Genomic DNA, 1,199 nt, shown 5'->3' with positions numbered 1-1,199 from the left:
AGATGATCTTCAAAAACGAGCTAAAAGTGTCGAGGCTTCTGTCGAGCGGGCTGAAACCATCGGTTCGCAGATGGGGGTCGTGCTGGAATATTTATCGGGTGAATTGGGACAAGTGACGCGGATCATTGAATCGGCCAAAAATCGGCAGTTTATTGGTCTGAAAATTATTTTGGCTCAGGAAGAGGAGCGTAAGCGCATATCCCGTGAAATTCACGATGGACCTGCGCAACTCCTTGCGCATCTAGTGCTTAGGACGGAAATTGTGGAAAGAATGATCGCCAAGCAGGAATTTAAGATGGTTCAGGACGAAATAGTAGACTTGAAGAAACAGGTTCGCTCCAGTCTTGAAGAAATGCGAAAGGTCATTTTCAACTTGCGTCCCATGGCCCTGGATGACCTGGGACTTATTCCGACGCTCCGGAAATATGTGCAGGATTTTGAAGAAAAAACGAAAATTAGGGCGCTTTTTGAAACAAGGGGCAAGGAACACCGTCTCTCTTCCGCGATGGAAGCAGCCATTTACCGTCTGATCCAGGAAGCTTTGACTAACGCTGCCAAGCATGCTTACCCTACCTATGTGCTTGTTGAGATTACCTACCAGGCGCAGCTTGTAAAAATTGTTGTGCAGGATAATGGTCTGGGCTTTAAGCCAGAGCTTTTTCAGCAAAAAAGTAAAGACCACGGGCATTTTGGTCTGATTGGTATGCGGGAAAGGGTTGAACTGCTCGAGGGGAGAATGGAGATCGAATCAGCTGAGAATCAAGGCACCAAGATAGTGATTCATATCCCAACCAACGTGGAAAAGGGAAAGGAGTAACAACATGGAAAATCAGGAAATAAGTAATGCACCCATTAAAGTTCTGTTAGCGGACGACCATCAGTTGTTCCGCGAAGGACTTAAACGTATTTTGAATATGGAGGACGACATTGAGGTCATCGGAGAATGTGGCGATGGTATTCAAGTGCTGGAATTCTGCAACGTAGAGAAGCCGGATATTGTTCTGATGGACATTAATATGCCAATTGAAAATGGTGTCGAGGCAACTGAAAAACTACGTGAGATGTTCCCGGATGTCAAAGTGATCATTTTATCCATTCATGATGATGAAAGCTATGTATTCGAGACGTTGCGCAAGGGAGCCAATGGCTATCTGTTAAAAGATATGGAGGCCGAGTCTCTCATCAATGCCATTCGTTCC

General features: G+C 45.5%; 2 protein-coding genes. Both read left to right on the top strand.

What is annotated here, in order from left to right:
• Positions 1 to 817, top strand: an 817-nt coding sequence (locus AC5V8P_RS25670) for a sensor histidine kinase (protein WP_495474067.1), incomplete at its 5' end; no start/stop codon positions are given.
• 4 nt (positions 818 to 821) lie between these two features.
• The coding region (locus AC5V8P_RS25665; protein ID WP_495474066.1) for a response regulator at positions 822 to 1,199 on the top strand (378 nt) is incomplete at its 3' end.

The sequence above is a fragment of the Paenibacillus sp. N119s genome (genome assembly GCF_059447605.1).
This window is presented reverse-complemented; position numbering and strand designations above follow the sequence as displayed.